The sequence below is a fragment of the Streptomyces sp. NBC_00386 genome (assembly GCF_036063235.1).
In the GTDB taxonomy this organism is placed as follows: domain Bacteria; phylum Actinomycetota; class Actinomycetes; order Streptomycetales; family Streptomycetaceae; genus Streptomyces.
Genome location: NZ_CP107950.1, coordinates 1,367,315 through 1,384,045, shown reverse-complemented (window position 1 = coordinate 1,384,045; position 16,731 = coordinate 1,367,315). Strand labels below are relative to the sequence as shown.

Annotated in this window: 12 protein-coding genes and 3 pseudogenes; 5 read left to right on the top strand and 10 right to left on the bottom strand. The window is 67.4% G+C overall.

What is annotated here, in order from left to right:
• Positions 1–23: 23 nt before the first annotated feature.
• The 3 genes from OG780_RS05955 to OG780_RS05945 are packed head-to-tail and all read right to left on the bottom strand — an operon-like array spanning position 24 to position 2,072.
• Complete coding sequence (locus OG780_RS05955) at positions 24–287, bottom strand: acyl-CoA carboxylase epsilon subunit (RefSeq protein WP_328445402.1); 264 nt, start codon at positions 285–287, stop codon at positions 24–26.
• Entirely contained in the window at positions 284–1,858 is a 1,575-nt protein-coding gene (locus OG780_RS05950; protein WP_328445400.1) for an acyl-CoA carboxylase subunit beta, read from the bottom strand. Before OG780_RS05950 ends, OG780_RS05955 begins: the two co-directional genes overlap by 4 nt.
• A 22-nt stretch (positions 1,859–1,880) precedes the next feature.
• Positions 1,881–2,072: a hypothetical protein gene (locus tag OG780_RS05945; protein WP_328445398.1), complete on the bottom strand. Its 192-nt coding sequence runs from the start codon at positions 2,070–2,072 to the stop codon at positions 1,881–1,883.
• A gap of 100 nt (positions 2,073–2,172) precedes the next feature.
• On the opposite strand from OG780_RS05945, the gene OG780_RS05940 reads away from it, so the two are divergent.
• Positions 2,173–2,853, top strand: a complete 681-nt coding sequence (locus tag OG780_RS05940; RefSeq protein WP_328445396.1) for a TetR/AcrR family transcriptional regulator — start codon at positions 2,173–2,175, stop codon at positions 2,851–2,853.
• Positions 2,854–3,028: 175 nt separating this feature from the next.
• Here OG780_RS05940 and OG780_RS05935 read toward each other — a convergent pair whose 3' ends face one another.
• Entirely contained in the window at positions 3,029–4,240 is a 1,212-nt protein-coding gene (locus OG780_RS05935; RefSeq protein ID WP_328445394.1) for an IS110 family transposase, read from the bottom strand.
• A gap of 283 nt (positions 4,241–4,523) precedes the next feature.
• On the opposite strand from OG780_RS05935, the pseudogene OG780_RS44570 reads away from it, so the two are divergent.
• The 3 genes and pseudogenes from OG780_RS44570 (at position 4,524) to OG780_RS05915 (ending at position 6,645) form a co-directional block, all read left to right on the top strand.
• Positions 4,524–5,573, top strand: a pseudogene (locus OG780_RS44570) (IS630 family transposase).
• Positions 5,574–5,830: 257 nt separating this feature from the next.
• Positions 5,831–6,205 (top strand): GIY-YIG nuclease family protein, encoded by a 375-nt coding sequence (locus OG780_RS05920; protein WP_443062115.1) that lies wholly within the window; start codon positions 5,831–5,833, stop codon positions 6,203–6,205.
• Positions 6,206–6,396: 191 nt separating this feature from the next.
• A complete protein-coding gene (locus OG780_RS05915; protein ID WP_328445390.1) occupies positions 6,397–6,645 on the top strand; it encodes a DUF7660 family protein in 249 nt (82 codons plus the stop codon).
• A gap of 488 nt (positions 6,646–7,133) precedes the next feature.
• Here OG780_RS05915 and OG780_RS05910 read toward each other — a convergent pair.
• Positions 7,134–7,888 (bottom strand): annotated as a pseudogene (locus OG780_RS05910) (transposase family protein).
• A gap of 319 nt (positions 7,889–8,207) precedes the next feature.
• Positions 8,208–8,426 (bottom strand): winged helix-turn-helix domain-containing protein, encoded by a 219-nt coding sequence (locus OG780_RS05905; protein WP_443062114.1) that lies wholly within the window; start codon positions 8,424–8,426, stop codon positions 8,208–8,210.
• Positions 8,427–9,937: 1,511 nt separating this feature from the next.
• On the opposite strand from OG780_RS05905, the pseudogene OG780_RS05900 reads away from it, so the two are divergent.
• A pseudogene (locus tag OG780_RS05900) lies at positions 9,938–10,692 on the top strand (transposase family protein).
• A 2,019-nt stretch (positions 10,693–12,711) separates the two neighbouring features.
• Here OG780_RS05900 and OG780_RS05895 read toward each other — a convergent pair.
• From OG780_RS05895 to OG780_RS05880, 4 genes are all read right to left on the bottom strand, one after another.
• On the bottom strand, positions 12,712–13,527 hold the full coding sequence (locus tag OG780_RS05895) for a COG4705 family protein (RefSeq protein ID WP_328445388.1): 816 nt from the start codon (positions 13,525–13,527) through the stop codon (positions 12,712–12,714).
• A gap of 205 nt (positions 13,528–13,732) precedes the next feature.
• Positions 13,733–14,413, bottom strand: a complete 681-nt coding sequence (locus tag OG780_RS05890) for a LutC/YkgG family protein (RefSeq protein ID WP_328445385.1) — start codon at positions 14,411–14,413, stop codon at positions 13,733–13,735.
• On the bottom strand, positions 14,410–15,888 hold the full coding sequence (locus OG780_RS05885) for a LutB/LldF family L-lactate oxidation iron-sulfur protein (RefSeq protein WP_328445383.1): 1,479 nt from the start codon (positions 15,886–15,888) through the stop codon (positions 14,410–14,412). Before OG780_RS05885 ends, OG780_RS05890 begins: the two co-directional genes overlap by 4 nt.
• Positions 15,885–16,712: a (Fe-S)-binding protein gene (locus tag OG780_RS05880; protein ID WP_328445380.1), complete on the bottom strand. Its 828-nt coding sequence runs from the start codon at positions 16,710–16,712 to the stop codon at positions 15,885–15,887. Before OG780_RS05880 ends, OG780_RS05885 begins: the two co-directional genes overlap by 4 nt.
• Positions 16,713–16,731 lie beyond the last annotated feature (19 nt).

Sequence of the window (16,731 nt, the reverse complement as noted above, 5' to 3'; positions counted from 1 at the left end):
TCATGGTGTCTCCGTTCGGATGATCAGCGATGACGCGCCGAGGCTCGCCAGCCGTCGGGTCCGGGGGGATGCGGAGTGCGCAGTCGATGCTCCGGTGAGGCCCAGCCGTCGGGGCGGCGGGCGACGGGGGCGGCGGCCGCCGGGCGGCTGACCGCCAGGGCCGCGACCAGGGCGGCCAGCTCCTCGGGCGAGGGAGCGCCGGCCTTGATCACCAGCCGCGGGCTCGATCCGGGTGTGGCCGCCGTGGCGGGGGCGCCGTCCACGGCGGAACTCGTCGTGGCCGTCACAGCGGGATGTTTCCGTGCTTCTTGGGGGGCAGTGATGCGCGTTTGGTGTGGAGCTGGCGCAGGCCGCGGACGAGGTGGGCGCGGGTCTGGGAGGGCATGATGACGGCGTCGATGTAGCCGCGTTCGGCCGCGGTGTAGGGGTTGAGGAGGGTGTCCTCGTATTCCTGGATGAGGCGGGCGCGGGTGGTGTCCTGGTCCTCGGCGGCGGCGATGGTGCGGCGGTGCAGGATGTTGACGGCGCCCTGGGCGCCCATGACGGCGATCTGGGCGGTGGGCCAGGCGAGGTTGAGGTCGGCGCCCAGGTGTTTGGAGCCCATGACGTCGTAGGCGCCGCCGAAGGCCTTGCGGGTGATGATGGTGATCAGCGGGACGGTGGCCTCGGCGTAGGCGTAGATCAGTTTGGCGCCGCGGCGGATGATGCCGGTGTGTTCCTGGTCGACGCCGGGCAGGAAGCCGGGCACGTCCACGAAGGTCAGCACGGGCACGTTGAAGGCGTCGCAGGTGCGCACGAAGCGGGCGGCCTTCTCGCTGGCGTCGATGTCCAGGCAGCCGGCGAACTGCATCGGCTGGTTGGCGACGATGCCCACCGGGTGGCCCTCGACGCGGCCGAAGCCGGTGAGGATGTTGGGGGCGAACAGTGCCTGGGTCTCGAAGAACTCGGCGTCGTCCAGGACGTGTTCGATGACGGTGTGCATGTCGTAGGGCTGGTTCGCGCTGTCCGGCACGATGGCATCGAGCTCGCGGTCCTCGTCGGTGAGGGCGAGGTCGGCCTCCTCGGGGAACACCGGGGGTTCGCTGAGGTTGTTGGACGGCAGGTAGGACAGCAGCTGCTTGACGTACTCGATGGCGTCTTTTTCGTCGCCGGCCATGTGGTGGGCCACGCCGGAGACGGCGTTGTGGGTGCGGGCGCCGCCCAGTTCCTCGAAGCCGACGTCCTCGCCGGTGACCGTCTTGATGACGTCGGGGCCGGTGATGAACATGTGCGAGGTCTGGTCGACCATGACGGTGAAGTCGGTGATGGCCGGGGAGTAGACCGCGCCGCCCGCGCAGGGGCCGACGACCAGGCTGATCTGCGGGATGACGCCGGAGGCGTGGGTGTTGCGGCGGAAGATCTCGCCGTACATGCCCAGCGCGCTGACGCCCTCCTGGATCCGGGCGCCGCCGGAGTCGTTGATGCCGATGACCGGGCAGCCGGTCTTGAGCGCGAAGTCCATCACCTTCATGATCTTCTGGCCGAAGACCTCGCCGAGCGCGCCGCCGAACACGGTGAAGTCCTGGGAGAACACCGCGACCGGCCGGCCGTCGACGGTGCCGTAGCCGGTGACCACACCGTCGCCGTAGGGGCGGTTGTGCTCCAGGCCGAAGTCGGTCGAGCGGTGCCGCGCGAACTCGTCGAACTCGACGAAGGAAGCGTCGTCCATCAGCAGTTCGATGCGCTCACGAGCCGTCAACTTGCCCTTGGCGTGCTGCTTCTCGACGGCGCGCTCCGAGCCGGCGTGCGTCGCTTCCTGGATGCGGCGCTGCAGATCCGCGAGCTTGCCCGCGGTGGTGTGGATGTCGATGTCGTTCATGACGCGTGATGTTTCCCGTTCGTCAGAAGGTTTCGAGGGGGACGTGGACACCCCAGGTGTCGCGCGGGCCGTGGGAGACCTCGCCGCCCGTGGCGCGCGGTTTCAGCGCGTCACGCATCGGCGGCAGGACGTTGCCGGTGTCCGCTCCGTCGGCGCCGAGTCGCCGTGGAGCGGCTGTACCGGCAGGTCGCCCGGCACGGGCCACGGAACTCACACTGCACCTCCTCGGTACTCAATCTCTGATCGACGGTACGCAGTACCATTCAGGAAGGCAAGTGGCCTCCGAAGGCCGAGACGGGGAAAGATGGGCGATCATGAGCAAGCCATCCGCGCGGTCCCGACTCGCAGACTCCGCCTTCGCGCTCTTCGACGAGCGCGGATACGAGCAGACGACCGTCGACGACATCGCCGAACGCGCCGGACTGGGACGCACGACGTTCTTCCGGCACTACCGGTCCAAGGAAGACGTGATCTTCCCCGACCACGACCGGCTCCTCGACCTGATCAGGGACAGGCTGGCGACCTCGAGTCACAGCACCGCCCTGGTCGCCGTCTCCGACGCGGTCCGCCTGGTTCTGCTGCACTACCTCGACGAAGGCGATCTCGCGCGCCGGCGGTACGTGCTCACCAGCAAGGTGGCCGCCCTCCGCGACCGCGAGATCGCCAGTGTGGCGCGCTACCAGCGGCTGTTCCGTGAGTTCATCGGGGACTGGATGGGCGACGAGGCCAAGTCGGCGTCACTCAGGGCCGAACTCATGTCGGCCGCGGTGGTCGCGGCCCACAACCACGTGCTCCGCCGCTGGCTCCGCGGGGAGACCACGGATCCGGTCGGCGAGGTGGACGAGGCGATGCGTGACGTGCTCGCGCTCTTCCCGACGGGCGGCTCGCCGACGGGCGGAGCCGGCACCACGGTCGTCGCCTTCCGCACCGGGCAGGACATCGACGCCCTGCTTCCCTCGCTGAGGCGACTTGTCGAGGGCGGCGCCGAATACTGAGAGCCGCCCTGTCGGGGGAGACGCGATGAGTCGCCGCGTGCCAGGTGCCTTGCGGTGGGGTCTGTCGCACGATCGGGTGACATCTTGACCTGCCCCACCGTTTGGGCTCCAGTCTCGGTGACTACTGATTCCCAATGAGGTTGTCAAGCTGGGTTGGTGACTTGCTGTGAGTGTGTCAGCCCAGTGGGATGGGGCTCTGTGGTGCGGTGATTTCGAAGGTTCGGCCGTCGCGTATGAGTGCCCACAGGACGTTCAGGCGACGGCGTGCGAGCGCGATGATGGCCTGTTTGTGGTTCTTCCCCTCGGCCTTCTTGCGTTCGTAGAAGGCCTTCGAGGTGGGGCAGCATCGGGCAGCGACCATAGAGGACATGTAGAAGACCCGCAGCAGCCGCCGGCAGTAACGCCGTGGCCGCCGCATGTTGCCGCTGATCCGCCCCGAGTCCTTCGGGACGGGGGCCAGGCCTGCGACGCCGGCGAGCCGGTCGGAGGTGCCGTAGATGCTCATGTCGCCGCCGGTGTGGGCGATGAACTCGGCGCCGAGGACGGGGCCGATGCCGGGCATGCTCAGGATGACCCCGGCGTGTGGGTGGTCGCGAAACCGGCCCTCGATCAGGGCGTCGGTCTCAGCGATCTCCTCATCGAGGGCCATCACCTCCCTGGCCAGCTTGGCCACCACGGCGGCGGCCAGCTTCTCCCCGGGAACGGCAGTGTGCTGGGCTTCGGCGGCCTCGACCGCGGTGGCCGCGACGAGGGTGAAGTTGCGGACCTTGCGGTTTTTCAGCCAGACCGCGAGCCGGTTCCTGCCGATCCGGCGCAGAGCGCCGGGAGTCTGGTAGCCGGTCAGCAGCACCAGAGATCCCTTGGAAGTGCTGTAGTCGAAGGCCCGCTCCAAGGCCGGGAAGTACTCCAGCATCTGGGCCCGCAGCCGGTTGATCGCCCTCGTGCGGTCGGCGGCCAGGTCCAGGCGGCGCGACGTGAGGATGCGCAGGTCGACGGCGATGTCGTCACCACGGTGCATGCTCTGGAGGTCCCGGCGCATGCGGGCCTGGTCCGCGATGACGAAGGCGTCCTTCGCGTCCGTCTTCCCGTCGCCCCGGTAGGACCCGGAGGCGTGGTGGACGGTGCGGCCAGGGATGTAGAGGACTCTCTGCCCGTTGTCGGTGAGCAGGGCGATCATCAGCGCGGCCCCGCCGGCGTTGAGGTCGATCGCCCAGGTCACTGGCTCGCCCTCACTCAACGCGAGAACATCTGCGATCAGCTGGAGCAGTGCGTTCTCGTCGTTGGCGACCCGCCTCGAGAGCCTCCGCTTCCCGCTGGTGTCGATCACCGTGCAGTGATGCTCGGCTTTGCCCGCGTCCGTTCCGGCCCACAGTTCGGGCACGGCCACCTCCGAAGTCGTTCCTGTACTGGTCCCAACAGACGACCTCGCCAACGTGTCCTTACCAAGCGATCTTCGCGCGCATCCCAATCAGTGGCCGAGTCGTCGCGGGGCACCGGGCGGCCAATCAGTAGAAGCCACACGTGCGGCATGACCTTGACAGCCACACCCAGTGCCCCAGGGCCTTCCGATCCTACGAGTGAGCGGAATCGACCCAACAACAACGTAAGGACCTTCAAAGCGTGGTGTCGTAGGGGCTGAGGTCTCCTGATCCCTGCGGTATGCCGACTGCATGAGGTACGCACAAGGGGGCGGGCTGACCGACGAACGGCGGTCCTTTCGCGAGAAGTTGCGCTTGGAGGCGGCCGAGCGGTTCAGACAGGGTGACGAGAACAACGTCATCGCTCACGACCTGCGGGTCAGCGTCCGGTCGGTACAGCGTTGGCGCAAGACCTGGTCGCGGGACGGCCTCAAAGGGTCCGGCATCGTTGTCGCTGCTCAGCGATGAACTGTTCGCCGTGCTGGAGCGTGAGCTGGCCAAGGGACCGGTGGCACACGGCTGGCCGGACCAGACCTGGACCCTGTCACGGATCAAGACGCTGATCGGGCGCCGCTTCCACAAGAGCTACACCGTGCAGGGAGTAGCCGCCCTGCTCAAGCGGCACGGCTGGACCTGCCAGGTTCCTGCCCGGCGTGCGATCGAGCGGGACGAGGACCTGGTGGCCGGCTGGGTGAAGGAGACCTGGCCCCAGGTGGAAGGACCGTGGCGGTGCTCGACGCCTGGCTCGTCTTCGAGGACGAAGCCGGATTCTCGATGACGCCGCCGACCACCCGCACCTGGTCCCGCCGCGGCCACACCCCCGTGGTCCGCGTCCGGGGCCGCTCGCGCCGCCGCTTATCGGTGGCCGCCCTGGCCTGCTACAAACCCGGCGAACGGCCCCGGCTGATCTACCGGACCTGCCCGGACGCCCGGCCCGACGGGCGCAAGAGCTTCTCCTGGAAGGACTACCGCGACCTGATCCAGACCGCGCACCAGCAGCTCGGCGGCCCGATCGTGCTGGTCTGGGACAACTTGAACACCCACCTGGCGGCCGGGATGCGCCGCTGCATCGCCGACCGCGACTGGCTCACCGTCTACCAACTCCCGCCCTATGCACCCGACCTCAACCCGGTCGAGGGCATCTGGTCCGTCCTGCGACGCACCACCGTGGCCAACCGTGTCTTCGCCGACCCTGAGGACCTGATCACCGCTGTCCGGCGCGGCTTACGCCAGCTCCAGTACCGCCACGACGTGCTCGACGGCTGCCTCACCGGCACCGGACTCCGGCACCAGCCACCATGACGACATCACGCATTCAAGGTCAATAGGACCGACACGCTCAGCCAGTAGCCTGCGACCGGCAGCTCTTCGACCTTGGAGGCTTCGTGGCTCATACCGCTCTCACCGCACCGGATCGGCTGTGGTCGGCCCAGGAGGTCTTGTTGCGTCCCAGCCCGGTGCCGGCGGCGGCCGGGGTCTACGGGTGGTACTTCGAACAAGCTCCCTGTGCAGACCTCGATGCCGGGAGCCTGCTCTACGTCGGTATAGCTCCGCGATACATGGCGAACCGGACCAGCACGCAGAACCTGCGCAAGCGCGTGCGGTATCACTACCGAGGCAACGCGGCCGGATCCACGCTTCGCCTCACGCTCGGTTGCCTACTCGGGATCGAGCTGCGTCGAGTGGGCAGGAGCGGGACGCGCATGACCTTCGGCAAGGCCGGGGAAGCCGCACTCAGTCAGTGGATGGCGGAGAACGCTCGAGTGTGCTGGATCGAGCACGACGAACCGTGGACCTTGGAGTCGGAGCTCATCTCTCAACTCGACCTGCCGCTGAACCTCGACCAGAACCGCCACAACGCGTTCCATGGCCGCCTCAAGGAACTGAGATCTCAAGCGCGGCAACGAGCCCGAGAGTTGGCCGTCAGCGCATAGACCGTCCGTCCGTCGGTCTGACATCACCAACTGACATCAACGACGGCGAACGATGGCGCACGGCGGTGGCTGTAGCCGGATCCGCGAGCGACCAGCAGGCCCCGTTCCGGCACGCCGAACCGCACCGCGATCGAACTTACAAGGCGGTGCTCACCAGGCTCCGGCGCCAGCGTGCCAAGTAGGGTCCAGGCGTGACTACTTCTCCTGAGCACGTCGACAACAGAGAAGACCTGGCAGCCTTCGTTCGTTCCCTGCATCGCAGCCATGGCGAGGACGGAAGCTCATGGGAGAACCCCGACCTTCCGAGCTTCCTGAAGGCATTGGCGGCATGGATCGACGACGCGGGCGGCTGGTACAGCAACACCGGCCGCGAGTTGCCGGCCAGCGGTGACTGGAGGTTCTTCGCACGGGCTTTGCGAGCGGCGACCATCTACGAGTAGTCCGGGCCGTGTCGAATACGTGTCGAAGCCGGGTGGCAAGCCCTCGTCGGCGCGGGTAATTGCCCAGTTCAGGGCCCGATTGCGGACGTACGGGCAAAGCGCCTTCTAAACACCCGCCCTGCTGGCAGTCGTGGCTACTTGGCAGTCATAACCCCGCCCGCTGCGGCATCCTTCCCACCCGCTCCACAGGGCAAGCCGGTCAAGATGCCACCCGATCGTGCGGCAGACCCGGTCTCCAAACGCAGGTCCAGGTACCTGCGTGTCAGTTCCTCGAGCTCATCGCTGTCAAGACGCGCCCCCGCGCTCACGGCATCGCGCATCATTCGCACTGCCCGACTGCATTCCTCAGCCGGGCGAACAACGGAGCGCGGCGCGAGAATCTCCAACTCATGGCGTGATCCGTAGCAGTGGGTGTAGGCCGACCGCGTCAGCCGGTACCGCTCGCCCGCATCAAGGCCGGGAGTGGCGGCAATGAGCGTTTTCCAACCTCATACTGATGCGTGGTGAAGGACGAGGACGGCCTTCACCACGTTGGTGATGCGGTTGGTGCTGCAGCGGAGCTTCCGCAGGAGGCGCCAGCCCTTGAGGGTGGCCATGGCCCGCTCGCCGAGGCAGCGGATCTTGGCGTGGGTGGTGTTGTGGCGGCGTTTCCATCGCTTGAGGCGGCGGCCCCGGAACGGGACTCGGACGGTTCCGCCGGCGCCTTGATACGCCTTGTCTGCCCAGCACTTGAGTCCGGCATCGGCGAGGGCTTCGATGATGCCGTGCTGTCGTGCGGCGGTCAGGTCGTGAGTCGAGCCGGGCAGCGCCGGTGAGGCCCAGAGCAGCCGTCCGAACGGATCAGTGAGGACCTGGACGTTCATGCCGTGGCGTTTGTGTTTCCCGGAGTAGTACGGGTGTCGGCGGCGATGCGGTCGATCGGGAGCAGGGTGCCGTCGAGGATGGCGAACGCCTTCGCCCGGATCGTCCTCATCGCCTCGGCCAGGGACGGGGCGAGGGCGGACAGGGCCTCGACGGCTTCACGTATGTAGCGGTAGACGGTCGCGATCCCGATGCCGAACCCGGCGGCGAGCTGGGCGTAGGTGTCACCGCATCGCAAGTGGGCCAGGGCGAGCAGGGCCTGACGTGCCGCGGGAAGGCGCCGCCAGCGTGTCCCGATCTCCTGCCGCCTGGCTGCGAGTTGCCCGGTCAGGAACCGCAAGGTGCGGCTGGACAGATCAATCGAGGACGGGTAGACAAGCACGCGAAGCTCCTGGCAGACACGGGTGATCTTGGTCGAGAACCCGTCTACCAGGAGCTTCGTCGTTGCGCAGGACCGTCCAACTCCCGGTCAGCAACGCCAGCTTGGAAAAGGCTCAATACCCACGCCTCCCTTCATGGTGGTAGCACGAACCTCAGCCGACGACAGTCAGCCACGATGGTGGGTGCGCTGACCGACCCGGCGCGCGTGTGTCTCGCTGCACCCCCGCTGGCTCAGCCACGCTATCTGTCCCGGCGACGAGAGCAAGCCATGCCAGCCAGCACGTATCGGGTGCACCCCTTGGCTCCCCTGGTGCGGCCGGTTACCTGGTCGGAGCGGATGCCGACCTGGTCAGCGAAGAGCGCCTCGCCGCCCTCGGCCTTCGCTCGCGCGCGGATCGTCGGCCACGTCTCCTCCCGTCCTCCCGCCAGACGCGGACCGCTTCGGCATCCTGCTCGACGGCCCGCTTGTCCGGCCGCTGGAACGTCAGGTCCCAGCGGCGCTGCGACAACTGCCGTGCGTCCCCCAACAGTTCACTCACGCAGGGAACAATTACCCCTTGTGCCGTTGGCGGTCCCGCGCTACTCTCCAGCTGTCAATTGGATCAATAGGGGGAAACTCATGCGGATGCCTCGTTTCGCGAAGCGTGCAGTAATGGCGGCGATAGCGACTGGGGGGATGGTGGTGTTTGCCGCGACTCCGGCGCAAGCAAGTGCAGATCTTACCGTCCATATTAAGCCATGCGATGTCTGCGCCACTGACGGGTACGGGTGGTTTAAGGCGGATCCGGACGGGAGTCTGCCCGGTGACGCGCTGAAAGCCTGCGACCTGAACGCCGATGGGTATGCCATAACGGCGTGGCTGTACAATCGAGACACCGGAAATCTCATTCGCTCCGTCAGCACTGCCGGTCACGCTTCTAACTATTGTACGACTTGGAAAACCGGTAACATTACGGAGCAAACCCCGGTCTGGCTCAAGGTCTGCACGACCGTGGGCTCGAGGGAAGTCCAATGTAACTCTGACAATGGGTGGGCTTGACGGCATTTTCGCCGCTGCGATCCGCCCGGGCACGTATTCACCCATTCGTTTAGCCTCGAAGTTTCGTGACGGTCCGCCGCCGGAGTCGGTGGACCGTTTTCGTGCTGCGGGCTGAGGCTGAGCAGAACGAGGACCCGAGTGTCGTCTCGGGAGGGCGCCGGGTTCCATAGCTCCGGGTGTTGAGGTGCTGGTGTAGGGGCCACCTTTGCTGGCGATATCTACAGCATCGGCAGGGTGATCGCTTGGGCTCTCACTGGGCAAGAGTCGAGGGCCAATCTGCCGTTGCTTCCCCCGGACCCCGGTCCTTGGCGCAACATAGTAAAGCGAACGACCAATCAAGAACCCATGCTGCGGCCTCAGAGCATTCTTGATCTAATGTCCCTGATAGCGGGAGAGTTTGCCGAGGAGTCGGTGGATCCGATAACCCATGCTACCTCGTTGATCGAGGCTGCAAATAAGGGCGACAAGAATGCTACTGACACCCTTCTTGCTCACCTCACGGATCACACTGAGGACTATGCCCTGTACGTCGAGGTGTTGATTCAACTTGACGCGAGCCAAGCCGGTCGAGCCCTGGCGCGGGACGTGCCTTAAGCTCACGTTATCCTACGTGCATTGGCTAGCCACGTTGATGGAGATGGCATTCGAAGAGTGCAGTTCAGCGAAGCCGCAGCAGTAGTGATGTGGCTCTGTGAGGTCGCCTCCTATGCTTCGAAGCGACGTCATTGGGATCTTCTTGAGGATGCTACAGATACCATGTGTATTTGGGATGCCGCGTGGGACCAGTGGTCCGCACAAAAGAAGGTCAGATCGTGGTTGGAGTCGCTGAGTGGGGAATCAGCAGTCGCTGTCGCTTCTGTATTGCGCCAGCACGGGGAGTTCGCGCGCCATTTCAGTGAGCCTTTTCCAAGCTGGCGTTGCTGACCGGGAGTTGGACGGTCCTGCGCAACGACGAAGCTCCTGGTAGACGGGTTCTCGACCAAGATCACCCGTGTCTGCCAGGAGCTTCGCGTGCTTGTCTACCCGTCCTCGATTGATCTGTCCAGCCGCACCTTGCGGTTCCTGACCGGGCAACTCGCAGCCAGGCGGCAGGAGATCGGGACACGCTGGCGGCGCCTTCCCGCGGCACGTCAGGCCCTGCTCGCCCTGGCCCACTTGCGATGCGGTGACACCTACGCCCAGCTCGCCGCCGGGTTCGGCATCGGGATCGCGACCGTCTACCGCTACATACGTGAAGCCGTCGAGGCCCTGTCCGCCCTCGCCCCGTCCCTGGCCGAGGCGATGAGGACGATCCGGGCGAAGGCGTTCGTCATCCTCGACGGCACCCTGCTCCCGATCGACCGCATCGCCGCCGACACCCGTACTACTCCGGGAAACACAAACGCCACGGCATGAACGTCCAGGTCCTCACTGATCCGTTCGGACGGCTGCTCTGGGCCTCACCGGCGCTGCCCGGCTCGACTCACGACCTGACCGCCGCACGACAGCACGGCATCATCGAAGCCCTCGCCGATGCCGGACTCAAGTGCTGGGCAGACAAGGCGTATCAAGGCGCCGGCGGAACCGTCCGAGTCCCGTTCCGGGGCCGCCGCCTCAAGCGATGGAAACGCCGCCACAACACCACCCACGCCAAGATCCGCTGCCTCGGCGAGCGGGCCATGGCCACCCTCAAGGGCTGGCGCCTCCTGCGGAAGCTCCGCTGCAGCACCAACCGCATCACCAACGTGGTGAAGGCCGTCCTCGTCCTTCACCACGCATCAGTATGAGGTTGGAAAACGCTCCATTTCTCGTGGACATCGAGGGGTCCGGCAGGGCGTTGACCTGCTGTGGTGGGGGCTGTGGTCGGGGGTGGGAAACCGTGGTCGGGGAGGTACCGGAATGTGATGCACCTGGTGGTCGATTCCGTGGTCGGGGTGGTCGTGTCTACGATGTAGAGCGTGATGCGGACGTCTTCAGGTGAGGGCAATTGAGCCTCCCGTAGTTGCGGTGGATCTGGTACCACCGCAAGCACAGAACCAGCTGGTCTTGAACCTGGCGCCGTGCGGTCAGGAGCCTCTGCGTGGGTAAGTCGTTCTCCATGGCGCGCAGATGACGTCGAGCCGTGAACAGGATCAGACACCGCACTGCGCAGACCGTTGCGCAGTTGCAGCCGCCTTCTTGTTGCGCAGCGTGTTTGCGCAGCCTGCCTGCGCAGTGCGCACCGGGAAGGGAAAGCTGCGTAGTCGTTTGCGGATGTTGTCGACGTGCTGTGGTGGCATTCGTTCCAGCCTGCGGTTGGCTGTGCGGCAGAGTTGCGTAGTCGGGCTCGCGCGTGGAAGCGCAGAGATGAGCCGGCGGAGGGCTTGACCATGGGGGAGGACCATCCTGTGGTTCGTCCGCTTGACCATCGAGGGGCAGGACCGTGGCGGACGGCGCTGCGGTGGGACTGCGCAGCAAGGGATCTGTGGCCTACCGCCTGCGCAATCCGAGGAGCGCATGCGCTGGTCCGCGGGGAATGGAACGGCCGCACCCGCCGGCTTCCCCGACCGCGACTTGCTTGTGGGTGATCGGGTCCTGCATCGGATGTCGCGGGATGGGCACGGGACTCGGGCGGTGTCCGACTGGTGGCGTCGACCGTCCTGCACTCGTGAGCTTGAGTCGCGCCCCGGGACTGAGACACCGCCCGGAGCGCGGCCGCTCCAGTACGCGCGGGTGACAATCAGCGCCGCGCGTTCGCGCTGCCTCGACAGCAGTCGGGCGAGATCCGCCGCATCCTCGGGATCCCAGCCCGAGGGAGGAGCGGGATGACTTCCGCCAGGGGTTCTCGCGTATCTCCCCTCTATCCAGCGGTTCGGTCGATCACCGCACATGCGGGAAGAGCGTCCCCAGATCCGCGCGGACCTGGCTGAGTTCGTCCCGGACGTCGATCAGAGCAGTACACCGATGCCACGGCCCGGCGGAGTTGCCGTTCGAACCGCACCGCAGGTACGCCTCGCGGCACCATCTCTTGCCCCAACTCTTGCCACATCTCCTGCGAGATCTCTTACGACTTCTCTTGCGCGAGGATTGCCCACATCACGGAATCCGTGCAGGTCACCTCCTCCGTGAGGCCGTGGTCGGGGCTCTGACATCCCCATTGCGACCGCTTTGCCCCTGGCTGCGTGAAGGAGAAGGAAGGGCGGGAGAGCGGCGTGGACGCGGCCGGGGAACAGGCGTGCTCACGGGTGTTGCGGGCCGGGCGGATCCGTGGGCTCCGGCCGCCTGGTCATGTGACAAACGCGTGGTGAGGGTTGATGTGGGTGCGAGGTGCGGGAGGAAAGACCGAAGTCCAAGTGGTGGTCTGGAAGAAGGACAGCGACGGGTGAAGCTGACTCACTGTTGATCCGCGGGCGTGGTGGTTGGTGGCTGACTGAAGCCGTGGGAAGGCTCTCACGACTCTGCATCGGTCCAACTTGCCGATCTACTTGCCCGTGCTGCGGGAGCCATGGAGAAGCACAGCACAGACAACGCAGCAGAGGCTGGCGCAATGCTGCGTCCGATCATCCTGGCGCTGAGCGAACCGACTTCGCTCCCGCCCACCGACGATCGGGAATCTCTCCTCAGCGACGCCAGCAGGACGTTCTTCTCGAGGTACTCATGGGGCCACGGGTGGCTTCGTGGACGCTTCCGGTTCCGGGCGGGAGAGGTGACGCCATGGATGCGGCGGGCCCGGTCGCGCGACACCGTTCGGGTGCCGCGTATGCGACCGGGCTCGCGCGACGGGGAGGGAGGAGAGTGCGGCGCGCAGTCCTGTGTGTCTTGTCGGGTCAGACGGTCGGGACCGCGCCCACCGAGTCGTCCTGGACATCGCGCCGGGACAGGGCCAGGTAGGCGACGAGGCCGACGATCGCGACGGTCCAGGCGGCGGTGACCGGGCCGAGGCCGAGCGCGAGACCGCCGCGCGCGTGGCCGAGTGCCATCCAGTCGGCGACCGACGCCCCGAGCGGGCGCGTGATGACGTACGCGGTCCAGAAGGCGGCGACCGCGTTCAAGGAGCCCCGGCGGTGCGCGATCGCCGGGACCGCGATGGCGACCGCGTACAGGACGGCCGAGCCCAGGTAGCCGAGGCCGACGGTGGCGGAGAGGTCCCCGGCCGCGGTGCCGAGCGCGAAGGTGGCGAGAACGGTGGCCCAGTAGAAGACCTCGCGGCGGCGGGTGCGGATGCTGTGGATGGAGAGCGTGCGCTCGCTGCCGTACCAGACGGCGAACACGGCGCCCAGCGCGGCCAGGAAGAGCGGCGTGGAGATCACGTACGGAACGCCGAGGCCGACGTGGAGGACATCCGCGGCCATCGTGCCGAACACGCTGACCATGACGATCGCCGTCCAGTAGACCCAGGCCACGTAACGGCGTACGGCGAACTGGAGCGCCAGCGAGGCCGCGAGAGCCAGCCCGCCGAGCCCCACGGCGGGCACGGGCCCGAGCCGCTGGGCCAGGAAGTCGGAGGCGGTCTCACCCATTCCGGTGGTCAGCACCTTGATCACCCAGAAGTACAACGTGACTTCCGGGACCTTGCTCGCCAGGACGGCGGCGGGCGGGACGGCTGGAGAGGGGCGGGTGAGGTTGAGGTGCTCGGTGCTCATGCGCCGCACGATGACACGCCCGGCAGTCCCTGCCACAGGGGTCTTTGCCATGGCTTGGACGCTTCCGGAGCAGGACTTGCCAGGAGTCACGACGAGCCTGAACACAACCTGAACGGCCCGACGGAGTGCCTGGTCAGCCCCATGATCCCGGTGATACGAAAGGAGGTCGCGCGGGGTTCGCCGCCCCCCCGGCGCGGCTCGTCCGTCACGCTTCCCCGACCAGCACCACCTCCAGCGTGCGCGGACCGTGCACCCCCTCCACCCGGTCCAGTTCGATGTCACTGGTGGCGGACGGGCCCGAGATCCAGGTCAATGGGCGTGTCGGGTCCAGGCGTTCCATGGCCTGGGGGACGGAGGCCACCACCTGGTCGGGGACCCGGACGACACAGATGTGGTGGTCTGGGATCAGGGTGATCCGGCGGCGGCCCTGGTCCGCGCCGCCGTCGAGGACGATCGTGCCGGTCTCGGCGACGGCGAGGGCGCAGCCGGTCACCACGCTCTCCACCTCGTCGAGTTCACGGGGCGTGCTCACGGCACGGTCGTGGACCTGAGTCGGATCCGCCGCCGACATCCACGCGGGTGGGAGCCCGGGCGGCACGAGCACGGACCGGGATCCGCGTGCGGCGAGCAACCGCTTTACGACGTAGGGCAGTTCGTCCTCGGTGGCGCGGTGCACGATCGCCCGGTAGTCCGCGAGGTTCTCCGCGAGCAGGTCCACCGTCTCCGAGAGGCTCCGCGAACCGTGCTCGCGCAGATATCTCCGGTCGACGGCCTGCTCGTACCGGAGGTCCTTCCCAGGCTGTTCAGGTACGGGGGGAGTGTCGTCCCGGGGGACGTCCGCGAGGGCCCGCCGCACCCGGCCGAGGATCAGATCCCTGCTGCTCACTTCGTCGTGTCCTTTCCGCCGCGCGTACGCTGCCACCACTCGCGGAACGACTCCGCCGGGACCGCGGGCAGATCACGGGTCCCGCTCCACGCCCGGCCGGGGCCCGGCAGGGTCCGCGGGTGGAAGCGGCGGGTCCGGGACGCCAGCCGCTGCCCGGCGCCCAGCGCGCCGGGGTGACTGAACGCCCAGCGCGCCGCCCGCATCGCCGCCCGCTCGGCGGCGTGTCCCTTGGCCGGCTTCAGTACGACCGTGTTGCCGTCCCGGGTCGCCCGCCCGCCCTGCGCGATCCGTTCCCGCAGGTGGACGAGGACTTCCGGGATGTCGATCGCGACCGGACAGACGTCGTAGCAGGCGCCGCACAGCGAGGAGGCGTACGGCAGGGAGGCGTCGATCTCGCTCGCGGTGCCCCGGAGCTGCGGACTGAGGATCGCGCCGATCGGGCCGGGGTAGACCGAGCCGTAGGCGTGGCCGCCCGCCCGCTCGTACACCGGGCAGACGTTGAGACACGCCGAGCAGCGGATGCAGCGCAGCGCCTGGCGTCCGACCTCGTCGGCGAGCGTGTCGGTGCGGCCGTTGTCCAGCAGGACCAGATGGAAGGCCCGCGGGCCGTCCCCGTCCGTCGTGCCCGTCCACATCGAGGTGTACGGGTTCATGCGCTCGGCCGTCGAGGAGCGCGGCAGGGTCTGGAGGAACACCTCCAGGTCCCGCCAGGTCGGAACGATCTTCTCGATGCCGACGACCGAGATCAGGGTCTCGGGGAGCGTCAGGCACATCCGGCCGTTGCCCTCCGACTCCACGACGACCAGGGTGCCGGTCTCGGCGACCATGAAGTTGGCGCCGGAGACGCCGACTTTGGCGCGCAGGAACTTCTCGCGCAGATGCAGGCGCGCCGCCTCGGCCAGTTCGGCGGGCGTGTCGGTGAGTCCCTCGGGTGCCGCCCGGCCCCAGGCACCCATCTCGCGGACGAAGATGTCACGGATCTCGCCGCGGTTGCGGTGGATCGCCGGGACGAGGATGTGCGACGGCCGGTCCTTGCCCAACTGCACGATGAGTTCGGCGAGATCGGTCTCGTACGCGTGGATGCCCGCGGCCTCCAGCGCCTCGTTGAGCCCGATCTCCTGCGTGGCCATCGACTTGACCTTGACGACCTCGCGCTCGCCGGTCGCCTTCACCAGTTCCGTGACGATCCGGTTGGCCTCCTCGGCGTCGGCGGCCCAGTGCACGACTCCACCGGCCGCGGTCACCGACTCCTCCAACCGCACCAGATAGCCGTCGAGATGGCGGAGCGTGTGATCCTTGATCCGCTTGCCGGCCTCGCGCAGTTCCGCCCAGTCGGAGACCTCGGCGACGGCCTTGGCGCGCTTGGTGCGGATGGTGTGGGTGGCGTGGCGCAGATTGCCGCGCAGGGTCGGGTTGTTGACGGCCTCGTGCGCCGCCTTCGGGAAGGCCGGCATGCCCACGAACGTTCCGCTCATGCGCTCGGCTCCTCTGTCGTCCTCGTGTTCTCGCCGACTTCCGGGCCCGCGTCCTTGCCCGCGCCTTTGCCTGTTTCCGTGCCCGCTTCCGTGCTCGCCAGGATCTCCGCGATGTGCACGGGCCGCATCCCCGTCCTCAGGCGGCCCATCGTGCCGCCGATGTGCATCAGACACGAGTTGTCCGCGGCGCACAGCACCTCGGCGCCCGTCGACTCGGCGTTGCGCACCTTGTCGGCGCCCATCGCCGCGGAGACGTCGGAGTTCTTGAGGGCGAAGGTGCCGCCGAAGCCGCAGCACTCCTCGGCGCCGGGCAGCTCCCGCAGCTCAAGTCCCCTGACAGCCCTGAGCAGTCGGAGCGGCCGGTCGCCGAGCCCCAGACCGCGCAGCCCGTGACAGGTGGGGTGATAGGTCACGGTGTGCGGGTAGTACGCGCCGACGTCCGTCACACCGAGGACGTCGACCAGGAACTCGGTGAGCTCGTACGTCCTCGGCACGACCGGGGCCAGTGTCCTGGCCAGGGTGTCGCCGCGTCCTTCCGCGCGGGCCCGTTCGCCCATCCGCGGATACAGCTCCCGCACCATCGCCCCGCACGACCCGGACGGCGTCACGATCGCCTCGTACTCCCCGAACACCTCGGCGAAACGCCGGGCGAGCGGCTCGGCCTCATGGCGGTAGCCGGTGTTGTAGTGCGCCTGGCCGCAACAGGTCTGCCCCATCGGGAAATCGACGTCGACACCCAGCCGGGTCAGCAGGTCCACGACGGCGCGGCCGGTGTCCGGATACAGCGTGTCGTTGACACAGGTCAGGAACAGGGCGACGCGCATCGCGGCTCCTCGGGGTCGG

Excerpts from the sequence above, each read along its gene's own strand:
- OG780_RS05950 (WP_328445400.1), bottom strand. The coding sequence starts at position 1,858 with ATGAACGACATCGACATCCACACCACCGCGGGCAAGCTCGCGGATCTG.
- OG780_RS05940 (WP_328445396.1), top strand. The coding sequence starts at position 2,173 with ATGAGCAAGCCATCCGCGCGGTCCCGACTCGCAGACTCCGCCTTCGCG.
- OG780_RS05920 (WP_443062115.1), top strand. The coding sequence starts at position 5,831 with ATGGCGAACCGGACCAGCACGCAGAACCTGCGCAAGCGCGTGCGGTAT.
- OG780_RS05895 (WP_328445388.1), bottom strand. The coding sequence starts at position 13,527 with ATGAGCACCGAGCACCTCAACCTCACCCGCCCCTCTCCAGCCGTCCCG.
- OG780_RS05885 (WP_328445383.1), bottom strand. The coding sequence starts at position 15,888 with ATGAGCGGAACGTTCGTGGGCATGCCGGCCTTCCCGAAGGCGGCGCAC.
- OG780_RS05880 (WP_328445380.1), bottom strand. The coding sequence starts at position 16,712 with ATGCGCGTCGCCCTGTTCCTGACCTGTGTCAACGACACGCTGTATCCG.